Annotated in this window: 3 protein-coding genes; all 3 read right to left on the bottom strand. The window is 66.8% G+C overall.

Annotation, left to right across the window (positions count from 1 at the left end; translation table 11 throughout):
• Nucleotides 1–105: 105 nt before the first annotated feature.
• On the bottom strand, nt 106–525 hold the full coding sequence (locus M3461_22830) for a hypothetical protein (protein ID MDQ3776976.1): 420 nt from the start codon (nt 523–525) through the stop codon (nt 106–108).
• 654 nt (nt 526–1,179) lie between these two features.
• Nucleotides 1,180–2,640, bottom strand: a complete 1,461-nt coding sequence (locus tag M3461_22825; protein MDQ3776975.1) for a PhoX family protein — start codon at nt 2,638–2,640, stop codon at nt 1,180–1,182.
• Nucleotides 2,641–2,729: 89 nt separating this feature from the next.
• Nucleotides 2,730–4,560: hypothetical protein (locus M3461_22820; GenBank protein MDQ3776974.1), on the bottom strand; the 1,831-nt coding region annotated here is incomplete at its 5' end.

Below are 4,560 nucleotides of genomic sequence, written 5' to 3'. Positions count from 1 at the left end.
GGGATCGATCCGATCATCATCATTTCACCGTCCCTACAGCATCAATGACCGTTCGACCAACGATGGTCCCGCTCAGCACCTGCGCCGCCGCTGTACCGTTCAACCTTAGTCCGACAGGCTGCTAGGGTGTGATTGAATATCCGGGCGATGCCAGGCCGCCCGAAATGGTCCCGCCACCATGAGCGCGCCACTGAGCGCCAAAACCAGATGGCTCGGACTGAGCAAGGCTTCCAGGTCGTGCTCGAAGCCGAAAACCTCGTGCCAGATTAAATCCCCGAGCCCGCCGACCACAAAAATCAGCAGTCCAACCAATGACAGTCCATAGCCTACGGGCATGGTCGATCGCCAGGGATAACCTTGGCTGCGGTCTTTATACAGCATGACCAGCACCAAGCTCGCTACGGCGAGCAATCCCGAATAGAGGATCGCATGCCACGGCGTGAAAAAGGTCTCAATCTGGTGGTGACGATGGGCCCACCCATCGATGTACAGCCCGAGGATCAACCAACTGCATAACAGCACCATGGTGCGGTCGAATCGCTCGCCCGCGGTCGGCGGTACAGTCAGCGAGCCCGGGACAAATCCTCGTCCGTTTGATACAAGAATATTTCGCATAGGTTTTTACCCACTCGCCAGGTGTTCAATCGGTGACCTTCTCTGCACAGCCTTCTACGCGATCTTGAGGCGGTGCTCGGATGGGTAAGCCAAGATGCGCGTGGCGATCACGATAGGGTCTAGGATGGCGGCGATGATCGTCAAGGGGCCACCGCACCGGGGACATTGTTCAATATCGATAGCGAACACCCCTTTGAGCAGCCAGGCCCAACTTATCGGGGCGGGCGCCGCGGGAGGGAGTGCCTTGGCGTGGTCCGCTGAGTGGGTAGGCGTTGACCGGCGCGTTCACAATGATGTCGGGACAGCTTGGCGTTGGGCGCGTTCACGACGAGGAGGTCGAGCGGCCGGGGTGGCTCCTCCTCCCCGTGGGAACCGCAGTGTGCTGGGGGCCTTACGGACCGTAGGCCCTCTGCGACCTACGGCGGAGCACGATCGAGTCGTGGGCGGCCATCGAGCGATCGGGCTCGTGGGTTGCCTGTGAGGTGCCGTCGCCGGCCGCGTGATCTAATGACTCGGGTTCGCTGCTCCAGCACGAACTTCTCCCCGAAGGGAAACCGTCGAGGGCTACAGCGCGCCCAGCTTCCATGGACCCCAGATCGCGACGGTCCGTCCCGGCTCGAATGTGCCCCACAGGCGGGGATTGCCCACCGTGCTGCCCTGAAGGTTGGCGAACAGAGTCCTGCCGTCCGGGGCGAACGTCGCGCCAGCCCACTCAACGCCCTGCTCGGTGTGGCACAGCTCGAAGGTTCGGCCGTCTCGTGTGACACCGATCAGCCGGTGGAAGTCGTTGGCGAGCGGGTCCTCGCAGACAACGAGTGCACCGCGAGGCGAGACCGTGATGTTGTCCGGGAAGCTCATGACCTCGGCGCCGGGCGACTCGTAGACCAGCACTAGCTGACCGCCGGAGCTCCCTGCCGCCCGGTACTCCCAGATCTGACCCTGGCTGGCGTCGCCGCCCCTCGTGGAGCAGAAGTAAAGGGAGTTGCCGTCCCACCGGCAACCCTCAAGGTGCGCGAAGCGAGCGCCACCCTTAGAGAAACCTTGCTTGAACACCGCGCCGGGGTTGAGCTCTGCGGCGAAGGGATCGGGGTCCTCCACATGGACCCACTCCAGGGGGAGCGATCGGGACCGCTGCTGACCGGTGCGGGTATCGTACTGTGGCTGGTGGCTCACCGCGAGCATCTCGATCCGCCCACCTTGTGCGAGCTTGCCGGGCTGGTTCGGGACAAACCGGTACAGCCCGGCGTTGCTGCGGTCCTCGGTTAAATAAACGATCCCCGTCCGAGGATCGACCGCGGCGGCTTCGTGCACCATGCGACCCATTTCCTTCAGCGGCACAGGGTCGACTTCTCCGTCCAGCATCGACGGCACCTCGAACACGTAGCCGTGGTTCTCCAGCCGCGCGCCCACCACGCGTCCCTCGGTAGTCTCCTCGCAGCTAAGCCACGATCCCCACGGGGTCGGACCACCGGCGCAGTTTACTATGGTGCCGCTGAGGCTCATGAAGTCCTTCTCGAGCACCCGGCTCCCGTTGGGGAGCGTGCGCACCTGCAGGGTGGACGTACCGCCACCTCCTCGCTGGTCATAGCGCTTGGCCGCGCTGCCCGAAGGGGTGGACAGGAGGGCGATGTTGCGATCCTCGTGGTTGCGGACGAGGCGTGTGGTGCCGTCGGGACCGGGGAAGGCGGCCATACCGTCGTGTCCCAGTGGCGTGAGGTGCCCGTCGGTCATCGTGGTGCCGGTCAGGCCAAAGTGGACGAAGTCGAAGCCCACGGGGAGGAGTAGGGTGAGCGTGTCCCTCGTGGCGTTGTCGGTACGGGTGATAGGACGCAGGTCCCCGTACCCGCCCTCGCCTCTATCGGCCTGGGTGGGTCGACCGCTGGCCGCGAAGGCCTGGCGCGCGACGAGGCCCTGGAACGGCCCTCCGGCGAGCATGGCGCCGGTGGTAGCCGCCGCCCCCAGGACGGCGCTTCGCCGCAGGAACTCACGTCGACTGTGCGCGCGGCCCGGCGTGCGGGGACGCATTAAATTAGCGCGGACACCGGGAGCGCTTGGGGGTACGTGTGGGCGTGGCCCTCACCTCGCTTTAACAGGACGGATCGTGCGTTTCCTGCTCACGGGATGACCTCATCCAACGAAATCTCGTCGCCGAGTCCGGTACGCGTCGCCTCGAAAGCCGCCAGCGTCGCGACGTTCTGCAGCGCGTCGTTGCCGACGAACGGCCGGACCTGAAAGAGCCAGAGCTTACCTTTTGCGAAGCCAAACTCGATATCCCACGGCCGCTCGCTGCCATCGGGGGCCCGCGAGGGCGCGAGCCGGGCGCGGATGGCGGCCGCCGTCTTGGTGAGCTCGCGGAGCTCGCCGTCCTCCAGCACGAACTCGCTGCCCGTCGAGGGCAGGACGATCGTACCGTCGGCCTGAAGCAGGCGGCGGTAGGGCGACTTGAACATCGTCACCAGCTCGACGTCGCCCTCGGACCAAACCAGCGTCTCCGCGGGCGTACCGTCAACGGCGCCCCCGACACCCTCGGACGTCGCGATGAGCATCCCGCGGGGATCGCCGCCGTCGACGTCCGCCGTCACCAGCACCCCCGACTTCTCGGTCGGGACGCTCTCCAGAATGACGACCGACGGCAGCACCCACAGCGGCTGATCGATCAGCGTCTGGCGCCACGAGAAGGAGCGATATGCGAACGGAGACGCCCACACCTCCTTGAGGCCGGCGTAGACGTCGGCCAGGGTGCGGCGGTTGAAGAGGGTCAGATTCAAGCCGGCACCGTTGAAGTTGTCGAGGTCCTCGACGTTGGTGTCGCTGCGGATGAAGACGCCCACGGTCTGGGTGGGATCGTCGGGGGCAAGAAGTCCCAGACGCCGCATCTCGTCGTGGATCGAGCGCCGCAGGTCCTCCGCGAGTGGCTGGCGCTCGATCGAGTGGCGAATGACTGTCAGGCGCGGGCGGATCCACGTCGCCAGCGCCTGCTCGTCGGCACCCGACAGAATCATCTCGCCGAAGAAGGTCGCGTAGGTCCGCTCGACGAACGCGGGCAGCGGCTCGCCCGGGCGCGCGAGGCCGGCGTCCGTCAGCTCGCTCGGGACGGCGACCTGCGCGCGGCGGTAGTGCGCGTGATACGCGCCGAAGGGCACGACGATGCCGCGCGAGACCTTGTCGGGGAAGAGATGCTTGAGCTCGCCGAGAAACGCCGCTTTCGGGCCGCAACGCATCCCGGAGTCGCTCCGGCGCATGGTCGCGAGGTCGAGCGCACGTTGCGGCGTCAGGTCGAGACGGGCCTTGTCGATGTGGAGCTTGGCACCGCCGCCCTCCAGCGAGCCCTCGTCCGCGCGCCGCTCGTTGCGCGTGTACTCGGCGAGTACGGCGTGATCCTCCGCGGTCATCGCCGCCGCCTCCTTGAGCAACACCCGCCCACCGGGGGTCGAGATAAAGAAGACATCGCGGCCGGCGTGTGCCGCGAAGCGCTCGTACACGTCGGGAGCCAGCACGACGTTGGGAATGCCGAGGGCGCGCGCGAGCAGCTGCACGTGCGACACGACGTTGCCCTCGCCGCGGGTCAGGATCCCCGCGGCCGGCTCGAGATCGGCCGGCGTCTCCGGGAGCGCCAGGATGTCGTCGCGCGAGTAGCCGCCCGCCCGCGGGGCGACGCGAAGCCGGCCGTGCGCCAGCCCGGGGTTGAGCGCCCGGACGCCCTGATCGAGCAGCGCCCCGAAGACGTCGTGGCGGATCGGATCGCCGCCAACCGCCCAGATCTGCAGGCGCTGCATTGCGCGCCCGTACGCCAAGAGCGGCGAGCCGCGCAGCACGTCGTCCGGAATGAGGGCGGTGTCGGGCAGGAGATGGATCCAGGGCGCCCGCACCTCCTCGAAGGCGTACAGCGTGCTCGCCTGGGCCCACTCAATGGCACGCGCGGCCTCGCCGAGGCCGCGCTCGAGG

This window comes from Pseudomonadota bacterium, assembly GCA_030860485.1.
Classification (GTDB): domain Bacteria; phylum Pseudomonadota; class Gammaproteobacteria; order JACCXJ01; family JACCXJ01; genus JACCXJ01.
This window is presented reverse-complemented; position numbering and strand designations above follow the sequence as displayed.